This is a genomic window from uncultured Cedecea sp., assembly GCF_947498825.1.
Taxonomy (GTDB): Bacteria; Pseudomonadota; Gammaproteobacteria; order Enterobacterales; family Enterobacteriaceae; genus JGM124.
The window spans coordinates 48,047-72,640 of record NZ_CANMLV010000006.1; the positions used below are offsets into that span (position 1 = coordinate 48,047).

The window sequence follows — 24,594 nt, forward strand, 5'->3', positions numbered from 1 at the left end:
GCTTCTCTCTGCTTCTGCCCCTTATTGAAGACGATGCCGGCTAATATCAGGCATTGTTCTAAAACTTCTCCTTTTTAGCCTGATGGTGCTTTTTTCGGGTTCCATTCAGAGAGACTCGTTCAGTGCAGCTTTTCAAGGCCGCACTCGCAGATGTGACGAAGAGATATTAAAAGGAGATTTAACGCGTTTGCTGTGCTTTCAACCAGGCAATCTCTTCAGCCCAGATATCCGGGTCAACGGTTTCCAGAATTAACGGAATACCATCAAAACGCGTATCGCGCATAATCCACTGGAAGGGCGTCAGACCGATATTGCCTGAACCCAGACTATGATGGCGGTCAACCCGGCTGGCGAATTCACTCTTGGCATCATTGAGATGCATGCCGCGTAAATATTCAAAACCAACAATATCTTCAAAGTCACTGAAGGTTTGCTCGCAGTCGGCTTCGGTGCGTAAGTCATATCCGGCGGCAAAAGCATGGCAGGTATCGATACAGACTCCGACCCGGGACTTATCTTCCACTCCCTCAATAATGGCGGCCAGATGTTCAAAGCGAAAACCGAGATTACTGCCTTGTCCGGCGGTATTCTCAATAACCGCAGTCACTCCCTCAGTCTGCTCAAGAGCAATATTGATCGATTCCGCAATACGCTGCAGACAGTCTTCAACGGGGATCTTTTTCAGATGACTACCCGGATGAAAATTCAGTAAGGTCAGTCCTAGCTGCTGGCAACGCGACATTTCATCAACAAAGGCAACGCGCGACTTTTCCAGCGCTTCTTGCTCAGGGTGTCCCAGGTTAATCAAATAGCTGTCGTGAGGCAGAATTTGTCCGGGCAGATACTGGTAACGTTCGCAAGCTTGCTTAAATTGCGTAATCACTTCCTCGGTCAGTGGCGGGGCATTCCATTGACGCTGATTTTTTGTGAACAGGGCAAACGCAGTGGCACCTATTTCGTGGGCACGGATGGCGGCATTAAACAGACCGCCAGAGGCACTAACATGCGCTCCAATAAACTTCATCTTCGTTCTCCTGTATAATCGACGACGACTGGTTAGCCATCATAGCGATTCAGCCAGGATTTTCAGCAATCAATTACCGCAAGCACCATAAATCTGACTGGATGTCGGTTTTAAATTTATACGCGCCTGGTCAGCCAGGCTCCCCAAAACAGGCTGGTAAAAAAACGCAGGGGCTCCTGAAAGCCTGCTTTGCTGAGCAAGTTAAAAACGGCTTCTTCCGACTGAGGAGGCTCCGCTCCTTGCAGGATCTTATTCATTTTGGCCTGAACCTCTTCTTGCCCGGCTCCGTTCATGCGCCAGCGATTTGCCCATGCTGCCATCAGTAAGGGTTCTGAAGCATAAGCGCGATAATTTCCTGCAACCACCAGGGGCGCTTCGGGTTTAAGACGCATGGCTATCCCGGCTAAAGTATCGTGCTTTTCTTTATCGCCAGGGAGATGGTGCAGCACGCCAATCATAATGGCGGCATCGAATAATCGGGCAGGATCTAAATCGGATAGTGCGCCATTAATCGTGTCTACCCGGTCAGCAATGCCTGCCCGGATAATATTCATACGGGCAAGATCCAACATGGGCTGAGACGGATCGACAGCGACGAATGACCAGTGTGGTTCCAGTGTTGCTGAGGTGATAATTTCACCCGCGGTTCCTCCCGCGCCTACGACCAGTATGCGGGCAGGTTTTCCTTCTCCCAGCGCGGCTGACAGCATGCAGGCGGAAAGTTCATGGCAGGCATCATATCCGGCAAGCGCAACCCGGCTTTGTTGGGCGTACTCCCCGGCGCGGGTTGCATCGAATTTAGCGGCTGAATTTTGCGTCATGAAATCTCCTGTCGGGCGTTTGGGTTATGGGTAATCACATCGTTTTAAGATAGGATAAAAGATTGCTGGTGATAAAGTGCGATAAAAACATGATTGAAAATCTGGTTTCTTCACTAAGATATGACCGATTGACGGCCTTCCTGCAAGCCTTCCCACTTCACACAATGCACTGTGATGCAACGGACTCAGCGAATCTTCTTATTATCGATAGCAATCGTTCGGGCAGCCCAACTCATTTGCTTTATCGCGCCAGGGCTTCCTGTCAGCTTCCCGCCGGGGCCGCGTTGTGCGCAGCGGCCCGGGTTGACTTTGGCGGTAGCGATAATCCATTGGTCGGAGCATTACCTGATGAACTGTGCTTTTCACTGACTGAGACGCCACAATTACAGGGACTGGTTGAGCTTATTGTGGCTGAGAACGAAACTGCACGTTGCGGCGGCTTCACTGTGCGAAGTCGTCTCTGTGAGGTGGTCATCGTATTAGCAATCCGGCGGGCAATAGCAATTGGTACCGTTGATGCCGGACTCCTGGCGGGACTTGCACACCCTAAACTTCATATGAGTCTCGTTGCCATGCATGACAAACCCGCCCGGAGCTGGAATATCTCTGACTTATCTGCCATCGCGGGAATGTCACGTGCGCAATATATTGAAGTCTTTAAGAAAACAGTCGGACAACCGCCTGGCGCCTATTTGACCCATTGGCGTTTAGCCTTGGGGAAAGCCAAACTGCAGTCCGGGTATAGCGTAAAATCTGCCGCCGCTGTGGTTGGTTTCGGCAGTGCCGCGGCATTTTCACGCGCATTTTCACGTAAATTCGGTCACTCGCCGGGTGAGAGTAAAACGCGTGAAGCCTGATTCTGAAGGAAAAGTGTTATCCGCTCTATCCCAGCAGTGAGTGTGTAACCAAGTTGATGGCTGCACCGCCGACTAATAACCAGATAAATAGCATCAGCGCCAGCAGTAACGGACGGGCACCTGCTTTTTTTAATGCACTGATATGGGTGGTAAGCCCCAGGGCCGCCATTGCCATTGCTAATAACAGGGTATCTATAAAAATCAATGCGCTAACGATATTCTCTGGTAATAGATTGAAAGAGTTAAAAACGGCGACAGCAATAAACAGTAGCGCAAACCAGGGCAGGGTTATCTTACCCGGTTGTTTAGTGGTGCCTGTCGATAATGTTTTAACGCGCATACTCAGAAAAATGAGGAAGGGTGCCAGCATCATCACTCGCAGCATTTTAGCTATCACTGCAGCATTTTCGGTTTCAGGGCTAATGGCGTGTCCTGCGGCGACGACTTGTGCGACCTCATGCATAGTTGAACCCACATAAATCCCGAAGGTTTCAGGTGTAAACCACTGCATGACTAAGGGATACAGCAAGGGATAGATAAAGATGGCCAGAGTACCGAAAATGACTACCGTCGCGACGGCAACGGCGACTTTACTCGACTCGGCTTTGACCACGGGCTCAGTCGCAAGAATTGCCGCTGCACCACAGATACTGCTGCCGGCACCGATCAGCCAGCGTGTTTGTCTGTCCAGCCCAAAGAAATATTTACCGGCAAAGCAGGCGAGGGCAAAGGTACTGCACAGGGTCAGAGCATCAATCAGTAAGCCGCTGAAACCGACTTCAGCAATTTGTGAAAATGTCAGGCGAAAACCGTAGAGAATTATCCCAAGACGAAGTAGCGTTTGCTTGGCAAACAGTACGCCACTGCCACACTTGGACTCTATTTTAGGATAGAGCGTATTGCCGACGATCATGCCCGCCAGAATCGCTAACGTCAGCGCTCCAAGGCCTAACTTCATTATTGCAGGTTCATTGCCGAGCCACAAAGCCACTGCGGTTATTCCACTGACCAGAATCAAACCCGGCAGTAAGCGGGGGGATGGAACAGGATGAATCTGTATCGGTAATATAGCCATAACCTTCTCCTCTTTGATAAGAAAAGATTACTCTTGGGTCGCATAAAGATAAAATTGATTATATATTTATAACTTATCTGTATAACTGGTAAGTAAGCACTTTTCCTGACTGTGAGAAAAATTATGCATATCACCCTGCGCCAGCTTGAAGTTTTTGCTGAAGTGCTGAAAAGTGGTTCAACCACGCAGGCCTCGCAGCGACTCGCCTTGTCACAATCGGCAGTGAGTGCTGCCCTGGCCGATCTGGAAGGACAGCTGGGGATCCAGCTATTTGACCGAATAGGCAAAAGATTACTGGTTAATGAACACGGACGGCTGCTTTATCCGCGTGCGCTGGCGTTACTGGAGCAAGCCCGGGATATTGAGCTACTGTTCACTGAAGATAAAGGGGCGATTCGCATTTATGCCAGCAGCACCATCGGTAACTATATACTGCCAGAAATCATTGCACGTTATCGTCAGGACTTTCCCGATCTGCCGTTAGAATTGAGTGTCGGCAATAGTCAGGATGTTATCAATGCGGTATCCGATTTTGGTGTGGATATCGGTCTGATTGAAGGGCCTTGCCGTGCCCCTGATATTGTTAGCGAAGTGTGGCAGGAAGATGAACTTGTGGTTTTCTCCTCGCCAAAAAATCCTTTTTTGCAGCAGACAGTGACTCTGGACAGTTTAGCGGTACAGCCGTGGATTTTACGTGAACAAGGTTCGGGTACACGGGAAATTGTTGATTATCTGTTGCTTTCTAACTTACCGCACTGCCGTCTGGGTATGGAACTGGGTAACTCAGAAGCGATTAAACATGCAGTCCGTCATGGCATGGGGATTAGCTGCCTGTCCCGGCGGGTGATAGCGGAGCAGCTGGAAAGTGGCTCATTGGTTGAGGTTCCGCTTCCTTTACCTCCTCTGATACGGACATTGTATTGTATTCATCACCGCCAGAAGCATATTTCAAAATCATTAGCCCGCTTTCTGCAGTACTGTAAAGGCTAATATTAAAAGCAGCAGTCCGTAATGAAGCGAAAGGAGAGAGGAAACGCCTCTCCAGCACGCTTAAAGCCTTTTGTGATATTCAGCAAATGAGGCTGCTGCTTATAATTCCCTGCCCATCATGAAGCTCTCTTATAACACGGCATTTCTTCTAACCAGAGAAGCCCTTTTTGTTACAATCAGCCATTATTATTTGTATGGACAACAATTTTCTATGGTTTCTGAGAGTAAAACCACACAAGCACCTGGCTTACGCCGCGAATTAAAAGCACGTCATCTGACGATGATAGCTATCGGTGGTTCTATTGGTACCGGACTGTTTGTCGCATCCGGCGCAACGATTTCCCAGGCGGGCCCGGCAGGCGCCTTATTATCCTATATTCTGATTGGCGCGATGGTCTATTTTCTGATGACCAGCCTCGGGGAACTGGCCGCGTTTATGCCTGTTTCTGGATCTTTTTCTACGTATGGTCAACTATACGTAGAAGAAGGTTTTGGCTTCGCCTTGGGCTGGAATTACTGGTACAACTGGGCGGTGACCATCGCCGTCGATTTAGTGGCCGCTCAGTTGGTGATGAATTACTGGTTCCCTGATACCCCTGGCTGGATATGGAGCGCATTGTTCCTGGGGATCATCTTTGCCTTGAACTGGATCTCGGTTAAAGGTTTTGGCGAGTCTGAATACTGGTTCTCTTTAATAAAAGTCAGCACGATCATTATCTTTATCGTTGTTGGCATTATGATGATACTGGGGATCTTTAAAGGCGTAGAGCCTGCAGGCTGGAGCAACTGGACAACTGGCGATGCGCCTTTTGCCGGTGGATTTGCTGCGATGATTGGTGTGGCGATGATAGTCGGTTTCTCGTTCCAGGGAACTGAACTTATCGGTATCGCTGCCGGTGAGTCAGAAAATCCACAAAAGAATATTCCTCGTGCAGTGCGTCAGGTCTTTTGGCGTATCTTGTTGTTCTATGTGTTTGCGATTTTAATTATCAGCCTGATCATTCCTTACACTGACCCGAGCCTGCTGCGTAACGATGTTAAAGATATCAGCGTCAGCCCCTTTACTCTGGTCTTTGAACATGCTGGTTTACTGTCTGCTGCAGCCGTGATGAATGCCGTTATTCTGACAGCGGTTCTCTCAGCGGGTAACTCTGGGATGTATGCCTCAACCCGTATGCTCTATACGCTGGCCTGTGATGGTAAAGCGCCGCGCATTTTCGCCAAATTATCAGCCGGTGGCGTACCACGTAATGCACTTTATGCCACCACAATTATTGCTGCGCTGTGTTTCCTGACATCGATGTTCGGCGATCAGACGGTGTACTTATGGTTGCTGAATACGTCGGGTATGACCGGATTTATTGCCTGGTTGGGTATCGCCATCAGCCACTATCGCTTCCGTCGCGGCTATGTGATGCAGGGTAATAATGTTAACGACCTACCTTACCGTTCGGGGTTTTTCCCATTAGGGCCTATCTTTGCTTTTGTTCTCTGTATGACTATCACACTGGGACAAAACTATGAGGCATTCCTTGCTGATAGCATCGACTGGGGTGGCGTGGTCGCGACCTATATTGGCTTACCTCTCTTCTTATGTATCTGGTTTAGTTATAAATTTATCAAAGGCAGTCGTTTCGTCCGTTATAGCGAAATGAGCTTCCCTGATTATCGCCAGCATAAATAAAATGAAAAGGCGCGATGTCAGTATCGCGCCTTTTTCTTTCACTTCCTTTTAGCCTCGTTTCATACATTTGATATACCTTTCTTAAACAGCAATATACTTTCCTTAATATATTGGTAATGCGATCTGTTATCATTCCCAACAAATCGCAAAGCAGGGATTAAATACTGTTTTCTGCTTTATTCACCAAAGTTATAAGGGTACAGATGTAATGAGTGTTACGACCGACCCACTCGTCACCAATGTAGGTCCTGACGTTATCATGGGACGCTATCAGCAAGTTTTACGCCACCGTTACTGGATTATGACCCTGCTGGTTATTGCTATTTTAGCCTCGTTATTACTGGATTTTACCCTCGGCCCTTCGGGCCTGCCGCTGGAAACGCTCTGGCAAACTCTGATTGATCCATCAAGTGCTAATCCTGGGGTGAGAGTGATTGTCTGGGATATTCGTCTGCCTTATGCCTTAATGGCGCTGCTGGTGGGCATGGCCCTTGGTCTGGCAGGGGCGGAGATGCAAACTATCCTCAATAATCCACTCGCCAGTCCCTTTACGCTCGGGGTTTCTTCTGCAGCAGCATTTGGTGCAGCACTTGCCATTATTCTCGGTATCGGTATTCCTGGGATCCCTGCACAATGGTTTATTTCCGCTAATGCCTTTGTCTTTGCTCTGTTTGCCGCCTTGATGCTGGATGGCATTACACGCTGGACGCGTGTTGCCTCTTCAGGGGTGGTACTGTTCGGTATTGCCCTGGTGTTTACCTTTAATGCGCTGGTCTCGATGCTGCAGTTTATTGCCAGTGAAGATACATTGCAGGGGCTGGTATTCTGGACTATGGGCAGTCTTGCCCGCGCATCATGGGATAAACTGGGCATTCTGCTATTAGCGTTTGCCGTCATTATGCCGATTTCGATGCTCAGCTCGTGGAAACTGACAGCATTGCGATTAGGCGAAGATCGCGCCATCAGTTTCGGTATAGATGTACGCCGTCTGCGCCTGGGCACCTTACTGCGTATCAGTATCCTTTCTGCACTTTCTGTCGCTTTTGTCGGTCCCATTGGTTTTATTGGCCTGGTGGCTCCCCATATCGCCCGAATGTTATTTGGTGAAGATCATCGTTTTTATCTGCCTGGCAGTGTACTGGTGGGGGCTTTAGTGCTCTCTTTAGCGTCTGTTGCCTCAAAAAATATCATTCCAGGCGTTATTATTCCGGTCGGTATTGTGACTTCTCTGGTCGGCGTGCCGTTTTTCCTGAGTATTATTCTGCGCCATCGGGGGAACGTATAATGCAGGGGCTACAAATTAGTGCCTTTAATGCGGGATATCCAAAGCGTAAAATTATCGAGAACTTAACGGTTCCAGTACTGCCGCGCGGCAAAATTACTGTGCTGCTCGGGCCTAATGGCTGCGGTAAATCTACCTTGCTGCGTTCGCTGGCGGGCCTGAACCGTGCTGAGGGTCAGCTATATCTGGATGGCGAAGATTTAATGGCTCTCCCTTTTGCCCAAAGGGCGGAAAAAGTCGTCTATCTTCCACAGTCATTGCCTCAAGGTGTACACCTGCACGTACTGGAGTCGATTATCGTTGCGCAGCGCGCTGCGGGGGGACTGCATAATACTGAAAGTGAGCAGCAGGTGATGCAGTTGCTGAAGCAACTGGGGATTTCTCATCTGGCGCTGCACTATCTCGATCAACTTTCCGGAGGGCAGAAGCAACTGGTGGGACTGGCGCAATCGCTGATCCGCCGTCCGTCGCTGCTTTTACTGGATGAGCCACTCAGTGCTCTTGATTTGAACTATCAGTTCCATGTTATGGACTTGGTGGCCAGAGAAACCCGTGAGCGTAATATTGTCACTATTGTGGTGGTTCACGATATTAATATCGCTCTGCGTCACAGCGAGCATGTATTAATGTTACGTGATGGTAAGCTGGTGGCATGCGGTGAACCCGAAGAGGTCATCACCCCGCAGAGTCTGGCCCAGGTGTATGGCGTCAGGGGGCGTATTGAACGCTGTTCACAAGGGGTGGCACAGGTACTGATAGACGGGCTGGTTGAAACACCACAAGTCTGATGCAAAAGCGGAGCAAATGGATAAGGGGAGCAATATGCTCCCCTTGGTTGTTTTAGTCATTCAGCAAATATTTGGCATGGAAGCGCAAGTGGTCTTCAATAAAACTCGCAATAAAGTAATAGCTATGGTCGTAATTCTGCTGAGTACGCAAGGTCAGCGGCCAGGCTTTCTGCTGCGCGATATCGGCAAATTTTTCCGGTTGCAGTTGTGTCGGTAAGAAAGGGTCACGACTGCCTTGATCAATCAGAATAGGGAGCTTTGCAGCGGAAGAAGCCTGCTGAAGTAACTGACAGCTGTCCCACTCCTGCCAGCTACCGGTATCGCTCCCCAGATAAGCGGTAAAGGCTTTTTGTCCCCAGGGGACCTCAGTCGGATTAACAATAGGTGCAAAAGCAGAAACTGAGCAGAAACGCCCCGGATTTTTCAGAGCCATAATAAGGGCTCCGTGTCCGCCCATTGAATGACCCGAAATCGATGCACGATCGCCAGTAATAAAATGTTCGGCGATGAGTTCAGGTAATTCATTACGCAGATAATCATACATCCGAAAATGGCTTGCCCAAGGCTCGGCCGTGGCATTGAGATAAAATCCGGCGCCCTGGCCCAAGTCATAATTATCGTTATTGGCAACCCCTTCACCACGAGGACTGGTATCCGGCATGACCAGCATAATTCCCAGTTCAGCAGCTAAACGCTGGGCTCCGGCTTTGGTGGTAAAGTTTTCATCATTACAAGTCAGCCCCGATAACCAATACAGCACCGGTGGGGGAGCCGTATTCTTTAAAGGCGGAACAAAAACACTTACTGTCATCGGGCAATTCAGAACCTGAGAATTATGACGCCAGCGCTGCTGCCATCCCCCAAAGCACAGATGTTCTTCCAGCAACTCCATTGTGCGTCTCCTTATAAATATTCAACAACAATGAACAAGTTTCACTTCACCTGAGTCTAACGATACCGCATTATATCTGCAACATTGCCCGTCATACTTCAGCTGACCTGGGTGTTGCTAATGTTCAGTTAGCCGAATCATAGGGTCTGGCAATCAGGGTTTAGATAGATAGCACGATATTAATAATTTGTGGGCGCTACTGGATTCTTCAGGCATGCTGCCGCACAATAAACAGATACTTTGCACCAACGAAAGCAAAGGTCAGCATACCTGCAGGAGAACACAGCATGTCATCACTATCAAAAGAAGCCTCGTTGGTACATGAAGCGTTAGTCGCGCGTGGTTTAGAAACCCCGCTACGACCGCCATTGCATGAACTGGATGACGCAACGCGTAAGCAAAAAATTGCCGGTCATATGAAAGAGATCATGGAGCTGTTAAATCTTGATTTGAGCGATGACAGTTTGATGGATACGCCGAAACGTATTGCTAAAATGTACGTCGATGAGATTTTTTCTGGTCTCGATTACGCCAATTTCCCGAAAATTACCGTTATCGAAAATAAAATGAATGTCGATGAGATGGTGACGGTGCGCGATATTACGCTCACCAGTACCTGTGAACACCATTTTGTCACTATCGATGGTAAAGCAACCGTTGCTTATATTCCTAAAGATACAGTTATTGGTTTATCAAAAATAAACCGTATCGTGCAATTTTTTGCCCAGCGTCCGCAGGTCCAGGAACGTCTGACGCAGCAAATCCTGATTGCGTTACAGACTTTACTCGGAACGAATAATGTCGCTGTAAGTATTGATGCCGTCCATTATTGTGTGAAAGCCCGCGGTGTTAAGGATGCAACCAGCGCAACGACGACAACTTCATTAGGTGGGTTATTTAAGTCCAGCCAAAATACGCGTCAGGAATTCTTACGCGCAGTACGCCATAATTAATCATTGCAGGCAGGAAGTATGGAACGAAATGTCACGCTGGATGTTATTCGCGGCGTTGCCGTTCTTGGGATCCTGCTTCTTAATATTACCGCCTTTGGTTTACCAAAGGCGGCCTATCTGAATCCGGCCTGGTATGGTGTTATCACCCCGTCAGATATCTGGACTTGGGCTTTTTTGGATGCATTTGCTCAGGTTAAATTCCTTTCATTATTTGCATTACTGTTTGGTGCGGGTTTGCAGATGCTACTGTCACGCGGTACGCGCTGGATCCAATCCCGACTTTTTCTCTTGATGTTACTCGGTTTAGCACATGGATTATTGCTCTGGGAAGGCGATATATTACTGTCATACGGGCTGGTGGGGCTGCTTTGCTGGCGTACTATTCGTGATGCCCCCGAAGAGTACTCCCTGTTTAATACTGGCGTGCTGCTGTATTTGACAGGGATAGCCGTACTGGTGATTCTGGGTATCCTGCCTGGCGGAGAGCCGACTAACTTTTGGATACCTGACCTCGCTCATCAGCAGTATGAACTGTTCTGGCGTACTCAGGGTGGGTTTGAAGCCATCGAGAATCGAGCCGATTTACTGACATCTGCGTGGGTTGCTCTGGCTATTCAGTACGGCTGGCAGCTTGCCGGGATGATGATGATTGGCGCAGCTTTAATGCGTAATGGTTGGCTGAAAGGAGAGTTTAGTCTCCCGCATTATCGCCGTATCGGCTGGGGTTTAGTGTTCCTGGGTCTGCTGATTAATATTCCCGCTATTATTGCTCAGTGGCAGCTTGACTGGGCATGGCGCTGGTGTGCGTTGTTGTTACAGGCACCACGTGAATTAAGTGCGCCCTTTCAAGTAATAGGTTATGTGGCCTTGATCCTCGGTTTCTGGCCGCAGTTATCCCGTTTTCGCGCGATAAAATGGGTCGGTTGTGTCGGTCGAATGGCGCTGACTAATTATCTTCTGCAGACGATTATCTGTACGATATTGTTCTATCATTTTGGCTTGTTTATGAAACTTGATCGCCTGAGTTTACTGATATTGGTTCCTGTCATCTGGAGTATTAATATTCTGTTCTCAGTCTTGTGGTTGCGCTATTTCCGCCAGGGACCGGTTGAATGGTTGTGGCGTCAATTAACGCGACGAGTCAGTGGTGAACACCAGACCATCAATGTAAGAGAATGATGTGTATCACAGAGGTTAACGAATAGTGTGTAAGCGATTTCACTGATGTGATTCCCGTCACGTCATTTATCCCTCAGTTCACCACAAAATAGACACCTGATTAACACCAGGGTGCTGTTATGAAATTAACCTCTCCAATCCCGATAACGATCCGTGACGTCGCGCGTAGCGCTGGCGTCTCTGTCGCTACTGTTTCACGGGTGCTTAATCACAGCTCGGTGGTCAGCCCGCAAACACGAGAGACAGTGATGCAAGCGGTAACGGAAATGAACTATCGGCCTAATGCAAATGCCCAGGCGCTGGCGACGCAAAATAGTGACACTATTGGTGTCGTGGTGATGGATGTATCCGATCCGTTCTTCGGTGCGCTGGTCAAAGCGGTCGATATGGTTGCCCAGCAGCACAATAAAAATGTGCTGATCGGCAACAGCTATCATCAGGAAGCTAAAGAGCGTAATGCAATTGAAGTATTGTTGAGACAACGATGCAATGCCTTGATTGTTCACTCTAAAACATTGAGTGATAAAGAACTGGCAGGATTCTTGGATAGTACGCCTGGAATGGTATTAATCAACCGAATTATTCCAGGTTACGCGCATCGTTGTGTCTGCCTCGATAATATCAGTGGCGCAATCATGGCCACCAGAACGCTGCTTCAGCAAGGACACCAGCGTATTGGTTATCTGGCATCCAGCCATGAGATTGAAGATAACGATATGCGGCGTACTGGCTGGCTACGTGCATTGTCCGAACAGGGGATCATCGCACCTGATAGCTGGGTAGGCAGCGGGCAACCCGATATGCAGGGTGGTGAAGCGGCGATGGTTGAACTACTTGGCCGTAATTTACAGCTTAGTGCTATTTTCTCATACAATGACAGTATGGCGGCTGGTGCACTTACTGCATTGAAAGATAACGGTATTTCTGTTCCTCACCAAGTTTCGATCATCGGTTTTGATGATATTCCTATTGCCCGCTATACCGATCCCCAATTAACGACGATCCGTTATCCGATAGTCTCGATGGCGCGGCTTGCCACTGAACTGGCACTCCAGGGGGCGAGAGGAAACGGTGATAATAGTGACGCACATTGCTTTATGCCAACTCTGGTGCGGCGTCACTCAGTTGCCGCGAGGCAAAGTGTGTCCGCGATCTCTATCCCGTCATTACTTTGATGTAACCGCTTTCAATTTGTGAGTAAATTCACAGTTAATTAACAACTTGCTGGCTATGATGCTCAGGCATTATCAGGTGAAACGCGATGAAACGCGATGAAACACAAGGCAGTGATGGAGCATTAACGTGACTGTCGTGCCATATATAAAACAAGCAGCCCTACACAATAAAAAAACCGGAGATACCATGAATATAAAGGTGTTAGCTTTAACTGCTCTGATGTCTTGCACAATGTTCGGTTCTATGGCGCATGCAGCTGATGATCGTATTGGTGTGACGATTTATAAGTACGACGATAACTTCATGTCAGTAGTACGTAAAGCCATCGAGAAATACGGCAAAGACTCGCCGCAAGTTCAGTTACTGATGAATGACTCGCAAAACGATCAGTCTAAACAAAACGATCAAATTGATATTTTGTTAGCTAAGGGGGTTAAAGCCCTGGCAATTAACCTGGTGGATCCGGCTGCGGCAGGTACAGTCATCGAAAAAGCGCGCTCACAAAACGTTCCGGTGGTTTTCTTCAACAAAGAACCTTCACGTCAGGCGCTGGATAGTTACGATAAAGCATACTATGTGGGGACTGACTCAAAAGAGTCAGGCATTATTCAGGGTGATTTAATTGCCAAACACTGGGCGGCCAATCCAAACTGGGATTTGAACAAAGATGGTCAGATTCAGTTTGTGTTATTAAAAGGTGAGCCCGGCCATCCGGATGCAGAAGCACGTACCAGCTACGTGATTAAAGAGCTGAATGATAAAGGTGTTAAAACGGAGCAGTTACAGTTGGATACTGCAATGTGGGACACCGCGATGGCTAAAGATAAAGTTGATGCCTGGTTATCTGGTCCGAATGCGAACAAAATTGAAGTGATCATTGCTAACAACGATGCAATGGCAATGGGTGCTATCGAAGCGTTGAAAGCACACAATAAATCTTCCATTCCGGTATTTGGTGTTGATGCTTTACCAGAAGCATTAAGCCTGGTTAAGTCTGGTGCAATGGCGGGTACGGTACTGAATGACGCCAATGGCCAGGCTAAAGCGACTTTTGATCTGGCTAAAAACTTGGCAGAAGGTAAAGCTGCTAACGAAGGAACGGAATGGGTTATCGAAGACAAAGTTGTTCGTATCCCATACGTTGGCGTTGATAAAGAAAATCTTGATGAATTTATCGGTAAATAAACTACTGTTATCAGCCAGGATGTAGAAATAGAGGTTTGTTCACTGGCAGAGAATATTGCCAGTGAACAGCAATTCCGATTAAATTCTTTTTCCTGAATAAATAGCTGCTAGTGAGTAATGCATCAAAACAGTGTGTCAGAAATTTTTCGATACTCACGTTTGGTACCCGTATTCTTTCACGTTGTTGAGGTGATACCTTTATTTCGTTAATTGAATCGTATATACCCGTCATACTGCAAGTTACTTGGGTGTTGTCTGCGTCCAGCCCGTCGAATCACAAAGTTTATCTATGCTCGTCGACGGGCTGAACTGGGAGTCTACAAGCAACTCAAATTATTTTGGGTATAAACAGCGTGAATTATTTAGGGTCTGGAACTGCTATTTAGCGACACAGGTATAATTATGGTCGACAATAACACAGCTGCGCCGACAGAGTTTTTATTAGAAATGACACATATTAATAAGTCATTTCCCGGTGTTAAAGCTCTGGATAATGTAAATTTAAAAGTACGTCCTCACTCCATTCATGCATTAATGGGAGAGAATGGTGCCGGGAAGTCAACATTATTAAAATGCCTGTTTGGTATTTATAGTAAAGACTCAGGAAGTATTGTTTTTCAGGGGCAAGAAGTTAATTTCTCCAGTGCTAAAGAAGCACTGGAGAACGGTGTTTCAATGGTTCACCAGGAATTGAACCTGGTATTACAGCGTACGGTTATGGATAACATGTGGTTGGGGCGTTATCCTGTGAAAGGTATTTTTGTCGATCAGGCTAAAATGTACCGTGATACCAAAAGTATCTTTGAGGAACTCGATATAGATATTGATCCTCGAGCACGCGTTGGTACGCTTTCAGTATCTGAAATGCAGATGATAGAAATTGCCAAGGCATTCTCTTATAACGCCAAAATTGTCATTATGGATGAACCTACTTCTTCATTAACTGAAAAAGAAGTTCACCATCTTTTTACTATTATTCGTAAATTAAAAGAGCGTGGCTGCGGTATCGTTTATATCTCACATAAAATGGAAGAGATTTTTCAGCTTTGTGATGAAGTCACTGTGCTACGTGACGGACAGTGGATTGCGACTCAACCTTTGGCCGGCCTGACCATGGATGCCATTATCTCAATGATGGTCGGTCGTTCTCTTAATCAACGTTTCCCGGATAAATCAAACGTTCCGGGCGAAGTGATTCTTTCCGTTCGTAACTTAACCTCATTACGCCAGCCGTCTATTCGTGATATTTCCTTTGATTTGCATAAAGGTGAGATTCTTGGTATCGCTGGATTAGTCGGCGCTAAGCGAACCGATATTGTTGAGACCTTATTTGGTATTCGTGAAAAATCAAGCGGTACAATTACGCTTCACGGAAAGAAAATAAATAACCACAGTGCCAATGAAGCGATTAACCATGGCTTTGCCCTGGTGACAGAAGAGCGTCGTTCGACGGGTATCTATGCTTATCTGGATATTGGTTTTAACTCTCTTATTTCAAACATTGGTAAATATAAAAATAAAATCGGTTTACTTGATAATACGCGTATGAAAAGTGACACCCAGTGGGTCATTGATTCCATGCGAGTAAAAACTCCCGGACATCGTACCGCAATAGGATCATTATCCGGTGGTAATCAGCAAAAAGTGATTATTGGTCGTTGGTTATTAACGCAACCAGAAATTTTAATGTTGGATGAGCCGACTCGCGGTATTGATGTCGGCGCTAAATTTGAAATTTATCAATTGATTGCTGAGTTGGCTAAAAAAGGGAAGGGGATCATTATCATCTCCTCAGAAATGCCCGAGCTATTAGGAATAACGGACCGGATTCTGGTCATGAGTAATGGCCTCGTTGCAGACATTGTTGATACTAAAACTGCCACGCAGAACGATATTCTTCGTCTCGCATCTGTGCATCTTTGATAATTTAGGGGCGATTAACATGAGTGCATTAAGTAAAAAAAGTTTTCTAACTTATCTGAAAGAAGGCGGCATCTATGTAGTACTTTTGGTGCTGTTAGCCATCATTATTATTCAGGATCCGACTTTTTTAAGCTTGTTGAACCTGAGTAATATTCTGACTCAGTCATCAGTACGTATTATTATTGCTTTGGGTGTTGCAGGTCTTATTGTGACTCAGGGTACTGACCTTTCTGCCGGACGTCAGGTTGGCCTTGCTGCCGTGGTGGCTGCCACGTTGTTACAATCGATGGAAAACGTCAACAAAGTCTTCCCTGAAATGCAGACCGTACCCATTCCTGTCGTCATGCTGATTGTTTGTGCGATTGGTGCAGTCGTTGGTCTGGTGAACGGTATTATCATTGCTTACCTGAAAGTAACGCCGTTTATTACGACTCTGGGTACTATGATCATCGTCTACGGTATCAACTCCCTTTACTATGATTATGTCGGTGCCTCGCCAATTTCAGGATTCGACAGCCAGTTTTCCAGTTTTGCCCAAGGCTATATTGCTTTAGGGAACCTCAGACTCTCTTACATTACATTTTATGCGCTGATTTCGGTATTGTTTGTCTGGGTTCTGTGGACGAAAACCCGTTTCGGTAAGAATATTTTTGCCATCGGCGGTAACCCGGAAGCGGCCAAAGTTTCAGGGGTTAACGTGGGTGTCAACTTGATGTTGATCTATGCGTTGTCCGGAGTGTTTTATGCCTTTGGTGGTATGCTGGAAGCCGGGCGTATCGGATCTGCGACCAACAACCTTGGTTTTATGTATGAACTGGATGCTATTGCTGCTTGCGTAGTAGGTGGGGTGTCGTTCAGTGGTGGGGTAGGTACGGTAATCGGTGTTGTCACCGGGGTTATCATCTTCACCGTCATTAACTACGGCCTGACCTATATCGGCGTGAACCCTTACTGGCAGTATATTATTAAAGGTTCAATTATTATCTTTGCCGTTGCACTTGATTCACTGAAATACGCGCGTAAGAAATAATCCCTTCTACCGCAGACAGGCCATCCTGTCTGCGGTATCTCTTCTTTTCACATTTCTCAATTCAGGTTTTAATTTTTCTTTTGCTGTAATTCAAGCAGTTGTTCCGGACTTACCGCCGGGTAGCCCTGCGCGTCATCGGGTACTTCATGGAGTGGGGGAATCGGTACCAAAGGGCCTAAAAAGCGTGGTTCACGCTTGAAGATATACAAATCAGCTAAGGCTCCAAGACGGGCGGCGAATTCACGTAAACGCACACTCAAGATATTTTTTGGCGAAGGAACAGCCAGGCACTGTGCCTGAATTCCCATATGGCGGGCGATAAACAGCGCTCGTTCACAGTGGAAGCGTTGAGTGATAATAATAAAATCGTTAGTATCAAAGACTTTACGGGTACGTACTACAGAGTCCAGCGTACGAAAACCGGCATAATCCATCACGATATGAGTTGGATTAACGCCCCCTGCGATGAGATCTTTTCGCATCGTTCTGGGTTCGTTATAATTTTGCTGGGCGTTGTCACCACTCAGTAATAAATAATCGACTTTACCGCTGTTATAGGCGTTTAAAGCGCCCTGAATACGGTATTGATAATACTGATTAATCCCACCAGTACGGTAGTATTTTGCCGTTCCGAGAACCACTCCCACTTCACGATAAGGAAGATCCTGTACCTCGTCATAAATATAGGGCGCAGTTTTCCAGCTCATCCAGCGATCCAAGCCTAAGGCCGCTAAAAGCAGTAAAATGATAAAGATAAGCAAGCTATAAAACACGCGCTTCAACATGGACTTGCAGGCTCACCTTAATTAATACAGGAAGGTAAAGGCTACTTTAGCCAGCAATGAAGCGCAAGAATTGTACGTTCGGTTGCAGGAAAAAACAGCAATGCGGGTGATATTTACCCGCAGTATCGTTAATCAAGCAAAGTCTGAATACTATTGGTTACGCCAATGGCATTCAGTGTGGCGCTTACTGCCGGCCACTGAATCAGTGTGGCTCCACGGCGTTCAACCAGCACGGCGCGTTTAATTTCACTGTATTCATATCCGGATAAAGACAGAATATTCAGTGCTGCTTGCAGTGGTGGTAGGGAAGGATTGAATGCGGCATTTTCTGCATAGCTACCCACAAAAATATTGCCGTCCTCAGTTTCTAAAGCGATACCGGAAGGGGCCTGGCTGTAAGGGGCATGGCTACGGTTAGCGGCGACAATGGCCGCCTGGGTCACTTCGTCACCTGCAACAGTCAGCTGATGATCTTCTTCATCAAGCAGCAGGGTTTTAATATCCAGATCGCGTGGGCCAAAGGCATTCGGTAAGTAGTCAGCCAAAGTCGCGGCTGGTACATCCGGTAGATGAATATGTAGCTGTGTACCACTGTTTAATTCGTTCATAAACTGGCGGCAGTGGCCGCAGGGCGTATAGTTAACAGTAATAGATTCAAGCGCTTTTTCACCACGCATCCAGGCATGGGTAATGGCACTCTGCTCGGCATGAACCGTTTGCTGCATGGTGCTACCGATAAACTCCATATTCCCGCCAAAATAGAGATTACCACTGACGCCACGGGCAACGGCACCGACATGAAAATTCGATATTTCTGGACGTGCGCAAGCCGCAGCAAGTGGTAACAGAGAGAAAGCCAGCTCATTATCATTCAGATTTGTATGTTGCTTAATATGTGCGACTTCTGCGGCAGTGAACATTGCAGGGAAGTGTTCATCGGCCAGAAGGGGTTGCAAAACGGTCTGAAGTGAAGGGGATAATTGAGTAAAAGCGGAATCGAAACGTGAGCGCATGTTTTAGCCTCATAACAAGGATAACGGGGAGCCAGTGTACGGTTCTCTCTGGTGTTAATGTGTGATCTATTTCTTATTATTAATGTAATTAATGAAATATATGTTAAAAATACGAGATCGGCAGCAAATATTACCCCCAGAGCGTCAGCAGCACCGGAAAAATAAACGGTGCCAGCAGAGAAGTGATAACACCGCATACCACTAAGGCTAAAGAGCTGAAAGCCCCTTCCTGAAAATCCACTTCGGCGCAACGCGCGGTGCCTAAGGCATGAGAGGCGCTTCCCATTGCTAATCCGCGCGAAGCTTTGGCTCTGATACGCAGAAAATTAAATAAAGAATGGCCAAATACCGCACCAAATACCCCGACCAGAATTACACACATCGCGCTAATGGCGGGAATGCCCCCGATACTCCCCCCGACGGCCATGGCAATGGGAGTGGTAACCGACTTAGGCAGAATAGAGGCTGCAATCTCGGGTGATGCGCCGAGTAATAAGGCGACCGACGTCCCGGTACACATGGCGGTTACACTGCCGATTAAACATACGGTGATAATTGATTTCCAGCGTGCACGAATTTGATGAAGTTGTTCATATAAAGGAAAAGCCAGTGCGACCACTGCAGGCTGGAGTAAATCGTTCAGGACTTCGCTACCTTGAAAATAATCGACATAAGGCGTATTGGTCAGCACCAGTAAAGGAATAATCACCAGCATGGCAATCAGTAAAGGATTCAGTAGCGGAGACTTGTAGCGAATTGCCAGTTTGCGGGCGGCAAAAAATACGAATACGGTAAGGGGAAGTGACCACCAAATATTGTGTATCATTTTTTTGCCTCCTCTTCTTCACCGGCAACGACTTTTTTGTTGTGGACCCACTGTGAACTCCAGCCAACGACCACCATCACAACCAGTGTACTGACCAGACAAGAGACAACTATCGGGCCAAATTGTGCCTTCAGCATATCGTAATATTGCATTACCCCTACACCGATGGGCACGAACAACAGAGCCATATAGCGGATAAGCAAGTGGCTGGTGGGTTTGACCCATTTTGCCGGGAGGATCTGCAAAGCAAGCAAGGTAAACATAATCAGCATACCGATGATACTGCCAGGAATGGCAATAGGCAGCAGCGAGGCGATAAATATGCCAGCGTAGAGACAGGCATAAATAAGGATAAAGGATCGCAGGTACTGCCAGAAAATTTTTACTGTACTGTGCATAGGATATTGTCCCCCGAGATACCCATTCATCATACAATTAAAGTGGTGTATTTTCTATGAGATCTCGCGCTCAATTTATTGCCATCATACTTCACGTTATTTAGGTGTTGTGCTAGGAAGAACTCGCCCAATGGTCGTATGCGTCTGGCGCTATTGTTTATCTGTGCTTCATGCTCGCATGTTTTAATGCGCTACACTTAAGTTATAGCCAGGTAACGAGAAACAGGGAGGATGATATGTGAGAGCGAATGACGGAGAAGTGTTTTATATCGGGCTTATCATCTAACGATAAGCCCGATAATGATGAGAGTTTGGCAGGGATAGTTAGTTCACCAGAACCGGCATTCCGGAACGGTTTTTAATCGCCTCATTAACCACATGCGTGTCAACATCAGCCTGACCCGTAACGTTGACGATAGCGCTGGTCAGTTTAATCGGAACGATGGCTTTTGAATTAAACTGCTCTTCTGTTGTAGAAAGTGGGTTATGCACTTCGAGATAGCGGCTGCCGTCCGGTTCATTTGTTGCTTTAACCGGTTCATCAATAAATTGAACACGCGTACCAACTGGCACATTCTCGAACAGGAATTTAATGTCATCATTACGTAAACGCACACATCCGTGGCTCACGCGTAAGCCAACCCCAAAGTTAGCATTGGTCCCGTGGATAGCATAGAGACGACCAATATACAGCGCGTACAATCCCATTGGATTATCCGGGCCTGCCGGGACAACGGCAGGCAGCGGATTACCTGCAGCAGCGTATTCAGCATGCATTTTTGCCGTCGGGGTCCAAGTCGGACCTGCTTTTTTACGTTCAACTTTAGTGGTCCAGTTAATGGGGGTATCGGTACCTAACTGACCAATACCGATAGGCAGGACAATCACGGTATTCGTGCCTTTCGGATAATAATAGAGGCGCATCTCAGCACTGTTGACAATGATACCTTCATGCACGGTATCCGGTAAAATCAGCTGCTGAGGAATATTCATGACGGTACCGGGTTTTGGCAGATAGGGATCAATACCAGGATTCGCCTCCAGCATGTTGGACAGCCCCATCTGGTACTGTGCCGCATAATCTTCCAGCGGGGCAGTGCTACCTTCAGGAACAGCGACAACTTGGTTTTGGCCGACCAGACGGCTACCATCAGCAGGCAGGGTATAGGTTATGGCTAGCGCAGATTTGCAGAAAAATGCGGTGACGACGAAAGGCAGTAAAAGCGAACTAAGTTTCATATTCATGATGTAAGCGATGTCTATACCGTGCTGGCCAGTGAAATAAAAAGGAGATGAACTCGCTGGCATTATAAGGGTAATGATTGCATTCAGGAAATCAGATATCGACTAAAAGGCACTTTTTTATCCCTCTTACCTTGAGGGGGCAAGATACGGGCGGATTCATTGCTTAGTTTATGGCATAATAAAGCAGAATCACCATTTCAGAACTCAGACAACTTAAATTCTTCAGGACATCTCTGTGCTAGTATCCAGTAACATCACTATGCAATTCGGCAGCAAACCGCTGTTTGAGAACATTTCCGTCAAATTTGGCGGCGGTAATCGCTACGGCCTGATTGGTGCCAATGGCAGCGGTAAATCAACCTTTATGAAAATCCTGGGCGGGGACTTAGAGCCAACGCTTGGTAACGTTTCTCTTGATCCTAATGAACGTATCGGTAAGTTGCGTCAGGATCAGTTTGCCTTCGAAAAGTTCACCGTACTGGATACGGTGATCATGGGTCATAGTGAGCTATGGGAAGTTAAACAAGAGCGCGACCGTATTTATGCTTTGCCTGAAATGAGCGAAGAAGACGGCTACAAAGTTGCTGATCTTGAAGTGACCTACGGTGAGATGGATGGCTATACAGCCGAGTCTCGTGCAGGAGAATTATTACTGGGTGTGGGTATTCCGGTAGAACAGCACTACGGTCCAATGAGTGAAGTCGCTCCGGGCTGGAAACTGCGTGTGCTACTGGCCCAGGCGCTGTTCTCCGATCCAGATATTCTGCTACTCGATGAACCGACCAACAACCTGGATATTGATACTATCCGCTGGCTGGAACAGGTACTGAATGAGCGTGACAGTACCATGATCATTATTTCGCATGACCGTCACTTCCTGAACATGGTTTGTACCCATATGGCCGATTTGGATTACGGCGAATTGCGTGTCTACCCGGGGAACTATGACGAATATATGACGGCAGCCACTCAGGCTCGTGAGCGTCTGCTGGCTGATAACGCCAAGAAAAAAGCACAGATTGCCGATCTGCAATCCTTTGTCAGTCGTTTTAGCGCTAATGCCTCTAAATCCCGTCAGGCGACTTCTCGTGCGCGTCAGATAGACAAAATCAAACTGGATGAAGTCAAAGCGTCCAGCCGTCAGAATCCATTTATTCGTTTTGAACAAGACAAAAAACTGTTCCGTAACGCGTTAGAAATTGATTCCCTGAGCAAAGGCTTTGATAACGGCCCGCTGTTCAAAAATGTCAAATTGCTACTGGAAGTGGGCGAGAAACTGGCCGTGTTAGGAACTAACGGTATCGGTAAATCGACCTTCCTGAAAACACTGATGGGCGAACTGACACCAGACAATGGAACAGTTAAATGGTCTGAAAACGCCAAAATTGGTTACTACGCTCAGGATCACGAATACGAATTTGAAAACGATCTCAGCGTATTTGACTGGATGAGTCAGTGGAAACAAGAAGGTGACGACGAACAGGCAGTACGTAGTATTCTCGGACGCCTGTTATTTAGCCAGGATGATATTAAAAAACCGGCTAAAGTGCTTTCGGGCGGTGAGAAAGGGCGTATGTTGTTCGGTAAGCTGATGATGGAACGTACCAACATTCTGATCATGGATGAACCCACTAACCACCTCGACATGGAGTCTATTGAGTCACTGAATATGGCTCTGGAAATGTTTGAGGGAACGCTTATCTTTGTTTCTCATGACCGTGAATTTGTAAGTTCACTGGCAACCCGAGTTCTGGAAATGACCCCTGAGCGTGTGATTGACTTTACTGGCGGGTATGAAGATTATCTGCGCAGTCAAGGTATTGATAGTTAGTCATACTTTTACAGTAAAATCGGGTGGCCTTAAACCACCCGAAAATATGCTTAACAGGCCGATAGCACCAGAATGGCGGTATATCGGTCATTTTATCCTCATCATCTGTTTGCTTTCATCTGAGCCTCCCTTTCTCAGTAATCCCACCACCGTTACCTGCTCCTTATGCAGACAGTTCTATAATCTCTGTCAACGTTTCTTCATCAAACTCACAATATATTCAACAGAGTAGCGATATCTGACCGCCATACTTCAAATGGTCTGGTGTTGCTTGCGTCCGGTCCGTCGAATCACAGAGGCAATCTGTGCTCATCGACGGTTGATGCTTTGCACCTGTAAACAACTTGAATTACTTTGGGGATAGCGACGATTCGCCTGTTTTCGCAAGGCCCGGTAGCTCAGAGAGGTAATCAGGGAAAATGTTGCTACCCTTAGAACAGGAATGCTTGCCAGAGCAATCATTATGAAGCGTGACGACAACAGGCTGCATACATTATCTGAATGCCCCGCTTATTGAGCGTGGTAACAATGAATCAACCTTTCTTTGACGCTATTCGACAGTGGGGAAATCATCTATGGCTCTTTCAGCTTCAACTTGTCAGCAACTCGGTTTTATTGGTCTTGGTCGTATGGGGGCTGCGATGGTCCGCCGCATTACTCAGGCGGGTATTCAATGTGTGGTCTTTGACAAAAATCCTGATAGCAAGCAGTTAGTGCCAGCCACGGCAGTCTTTAATACCACGATTGAAGAAATGGTAGGTAATCTGCAGGCTCCTCGCCATATCTGGCTGATGCTACCGGCAGCGGTGGTAGACTCTGTCATTGAAACCTTGCTTCCGCTGCTTGAAAAAGGGGACACCTTGATTGACGGGGGAAATTCACACTTCACCGAAGATATCCGCCGGGCGAAAAACCTGGCTGAGAAAGGTATTCATTATATGGATGTTGGTGTCAGTGGCGGTGTCTGGGGTGAAGAACGAGGCTATTGCCACATGATTGGGGGGCCGAAAGATCGCTATGACTTTCTCGAACCGGTATTCCGTGCATTAGCTCCGGGGGTTGATAGCGCCCCACGGACCGCAGGCAAAAACGGTGAACCCTCTCCGGCAGAACAAGGTTACCTCTATTGCGGTGAAACCGGTGCCGGTCACTTCGTTAAAATGGTTCACAATGGTATTGAATACGGCATGATGGCGGCTTATGCAGAAGGTTTGAGTATTCTTAAACACGCCAATCTGGGTCATCAGACAGTTGAAGCGGATGCTGAAACCAGCCCGCTTGAGCATCCGGAATATTATCAATATAACCTCCCGGTCGCTGACATCAGTGAATTGTGGCGACGGGGAAGCGTGGTTGGCTCCTGGCTGCTGGACTTAATTGCTCAGGAAATGCATCACTCTCCGGACCTTGAAAGTTATGAAGGGCGCGTATCTGACTCGGGGGAAGGGCGCTGGACCTCAACGGCTGCAATTGATTTAGGTGTTCCGGCCCCGGTACTGACAAGCGCACTTTATTCACGTTTTGCCTCACGGGGTAATGATTTGTTTGCCTCACGTATTCAGTCGGCAATGCGCCATGCTTTTGGTGGACATCAGGAAAAAACAGCAGACTCAGATGGAAATAAAGGAGCATAACAA

22 protein-coding genes are annotated in these 24,594 nt (G+C 47.2%); 13 read left to right on the top strand and 9 right to left on the bottom strand.

What is annotated here, in order from left to right; genetic code table 11:
* Positions 1 to 178: 178 nt before the first annotated feature.
* Both nfo and Q1A40_RS08720 read right to left on the bottom strand, forming a co-directional pair.
* Positions 179 to 1,024 carry a deoxyribonuclease IV gene (nfo, locus tag Q1A40_RS08715; protein ID WP_299999311.1) on the bottom strand — a complete coding sequence of 282 codons (846 nt, stop codon included), beginning with the start codon at positions 1,022 to 1,024 and terminating at the stop codon, positions 179 to 181.
* Positions 1,025 to 1,140: 116 nt separating this feature from the next.
* Positions 1,141 to 1,845: a class I SAM-dependent methyltransferase gene (locus Q1A40_RS08720; protein ID WP_299999313.1), complete on the bottom strand. Its 705-nt coding sequence runs from the start codon at positions 1,843 to 1,845 to the stop codon at positions 1,141 to 1,143.
* 89 nt (positions 1,846 to 1,934) lie between these two features.
* Between Q1A40_RS08720 and Q1A40_RS08725 the strand changes: the two genes are divergently transcribed.
* A complete protein-coding gene (locus tag Q1A40_RS08725) occupies positions 1,935 to 2,702 on the top strand; it encodes an AraC family transcriptional regulator (RefSeq protein WP_299999315.1) in 768 nt (255 codons plus the stop codon).
* Positions 2,703 to 2,727: 25 nt separating this feature from the next.
* On the opposite strand, the gene Q1A40_RS08730 is transcribed toward Q1A40_RS08725, so the two are convergent.
* Positions 2,728 to 3,777 (bottom strand): YeiH family putative sulfate export transporter, encoded by a 1,050-nt coding sequence (locus tag Q1A40_RS08730; RefSeq protein ID WP_299999317.1) that lies wholly within the window; start codon positions 3,775 to 3,777, stop codon positions 2,728 to 2,730.
* 123 nt (positions 3,778 to 3,900) lie between these two features.
* Here Q1A40_RS08730 and yieE point away from each other — a divergent pair, with 123 nt between their 5' ends.
* From yieE to Q1A40_RS08750, 4 genes are all read left to right on the top strand, one after another.
* A complete protein-coding gene (yieE, locus tag Q1A40_RS08735; RefSeq protein WP_299999319.1) occupies positions 3,901 to 4,767 on the top strand; it encodes a DNA-binding transcriptional regulator YeiE in 867 nt (288 codons plus the stop codon).
* A 211-nt stretch (positions 4,768 to 4,978) separates the two neighbouring features.
* The gene (locus Q1A40_RS08740) at positions 4,979 to 6,451 is read left to right on the top strand and encodes an amino acid permease (RefSeq protein ID WP_299999321.1); all 1,473 of its coding nucleotides are present in this window, start codon (positions 4,979 to 4,981) and stop codon (positions 6,449 to 6,451) included.
* Positions 6,452 to 6,659: 208 nt separating this feature from the next.
* A complete protein-coding gene (locus Q1A40_RS08745; RefSeq protein ID WP_299999323.1) occupies positions 6,660 to 7,736 on the top strand; it encodes an iron ABC transporter permease in 1,077 nt (358 codons plus the stop codon).
* On the top strand, positions 7,733 to 8,521 hold the full coding sequence (locus Q1A40_RS08750) for an ABC transporter ATP-binding protein (RefSeq protein ID WP_299999591.1): 789 nt from the start codon (positions 7,733 to 7,735) through the stop codon (positions 8,519 to 8,521). Before Q1A40_RS08745 ends, Q1A40_RS08750 begins: the two co-directional genes overlap by 4 nt.
* Before the next feature lie 52 nt (positions 8,522 to 8,573).
* Here Q1A40_RS08750 and fghA read toward each other — a convergent pair whose 3' ends face one another.
* Positions 8,574 to 9,413, bottom strand: a complete 840-nt coding sequence (gene fghA, locus Q1A40_RS08755; RefSeq protein ID WP_299999325.1) for an S-formylglutathione hydrolase — start codon at positions 9,411 to 9,413, stop codon at positions 8,574 to 8,576.
* A gap of 287 nt (positions 9,414 to 9,700) precedes the next feature.
* Here fghA and folE point away from each other — a divergent pair, with 287 nt between their 5' ends.
* The 6 genes from folE to mglC all read left to right on the top strand — a co-directional run bounded on the left by folE (position 9,701) and on the right by mglC (position 16,859).
* Positions 9,701 to 10,366: a GTP cyclohydrolase I FolE gene (gene folE / locus Q1A40_RS08760; protein ID WP_299999327.1), complete on the top strand. Its 666-nt coding sequence runs from the start codon at positions 9,701 to 9,703 to the stop codon at positions 10,364 to 10,366.
* An 18-nt stretch (positions 10,367 to 10,384) separates the two neighbouring features.
* Positions 10,385 to 11,545 carry a DUF418 domain-containing protein YeiB gene (gene yeiB / locus Q1A40_RS08765; protein ID WP_299999329.1) on the top strand — a complete coding sequence of 387 codons (1,161 nt, stop codon included), beginning with the start codon at positions 10,385 to 10,387 and terminating at the stop codon, positions 11,543 to 11,545.
* A 119-nt stretch (positions 11,546 to 11,664) separates the two neighbouring features.
* On the top strand, positions 11,665 to 12,720 hold the full coding sequence (gene galS / locus Q1A40_RS08770) for an HTH-type transcriptional regulator GalS (RefSeq protein ID WP_299999331.1): 1,056 nt from the start codon (positions 11,665 to 11,667) through the stop codon (positions 12,718 to 12,720).
* A gap of 187 nt (positions 12,721 to 12,907) precedes the next feature.
* The gene (gene mglB, locus Q1A40_RS08775; RefSeq protein WP_299999332.1) at positions 12,908 to 13,906 is read left to right on the top strand and encodes a galactose/glucose ABC transporter substrate-binding protein MglB; all 999 of its coding nucleotides are present in this window, start codon (positions 12,908 to 12,910) and stop codon (positions 13,904 to 13,906) included.
* Between the two features lie 402 nt (positions 13,907 to 14,308).
* Positions 14,309 to 15,829, top strand: coding sequence for a galactose/methyl galactoside ABC transporter ATP-binding protein MglA (gene mglA, locus Q1A40_RS08780; RefSeq protein WP_299999333.1), 1,521 nt, complete (start codon positions 14,309 to 14,311; stop codon positions 15,827 to 15,829).
* 19 nt (positions 15,830 to 15,848) lie between these two features.
* A complete protein-coding gene (mglC, locus tag Q1A40_RS08785; protein WP_299999335.1) occupies positions 15,849 to 16,859 on the top strand; it encodes a galactose/methyl galactoside ABC transporter permease MglC in 1,011 nt (336 codons plus the stop codon).
* A 68-nt stretch (positions 16,860 to 16,927) separates the two neighbouring features.
* Here mglC and sanA read toward each other — a convergent pair whose 3' ends face one another.
* From sanA to ldtB, 5 genes are all read right to left on the bottom strand, one after another.
* Complete coding sequence (gene sanA, locus Q1A40_RS08790) at positions 16,928 to 17,644, bottom strand: outer membrane permeability protein SanA (RefSeq protein WP_299999337.1); 717 nt, start codon at positions 17,642 to 17,644, stop codon at positions 16,928 to 16,930.
* Between the two features lie 128 nt (positions 17,645 to 17,772).
* Complete coding sequence (gene cdd / locus Q1A40_RS08795; RefSeq protein ID WP_299999339.1) at positions 17,773 to 18,657, bottom strand: cytidine deaminase; 885 nt, start codon at positions 18,655 to 18,657, stop codon at positions 17,773 to 17,775.
* 130 nt (positions 18,658 to 18,787) lie between these two features.
* A complete protein-coding gene (locus tag Q1A40_RS08800) occupies positions 18,788 to 19,483 on the bottom strand; it encodes a CidB/LrgB family autolysis modulator (protein ID WP_299999341.1) in 696 nt (231 codons plus the stop codon).
* Complete coding sequence (locus Q1A40_RS08805) at positions 19,480 to 19,881, bottom strand: CidA/LrgA family protein (protein ID WP_299999343.1); 402 nt, start codon at positions 19,879 to 19,881, stop codon at positions 19,480 to 19,482. The genes Q1A40_RS08800 and Q1A40_RS08805 overlap by 4 nt, the downstream gene beginning before the upstream one ends.
* A 324-nt stretch (positions 19,882 to 20,205) precedes the next feature.
* A complete protein-coding gene (gene ldtB / locus Q1A40_RS08810) occupies positions 20,206 to 21,126 on the bottom strand; it encodes a L,D-transpeptidase (protein ID WP_299999345.1) in 921 nt (306 codons plus the stop codon).
* A gap of 235 nt (positions 21,127 to 21,361) precedes the next feature.
* Here ldtB and Q1A40_RS08815 point away from each other — a divergent pair, with 235 nt between their 5' ends.
* Both Q1A40_RS08815 and gnd read left to right on the top strand, forming a co-directional pair.
* Entirely contained in the window at positions 21,362 to 22,957 is a 1,596-nt protein-coding gene (locus Q1A40_RS08815) for an ABC-F family ATPase (RefSeq protein ID WP_299999346.1), read from the top strand.
* Between the two features lie 575 nt (positions 22,958 to 23,532).
* Positions 23,533 to 24,591: a phosphogluconate dehydrogenase (NAD(+)-dependent, decarboxylating) gene (gene gnd / locus Q1A40_RS08820; protein WP_299999348.1), complete on the top strand. Its 1,059-nt coding sequence runs from the start codon at positions 23,533 to 23,535 to the stop codon at positions 24,589 to 24,591.
* Positions 24,592 to 24,594 lie beyond the last annotated feature (3 nt).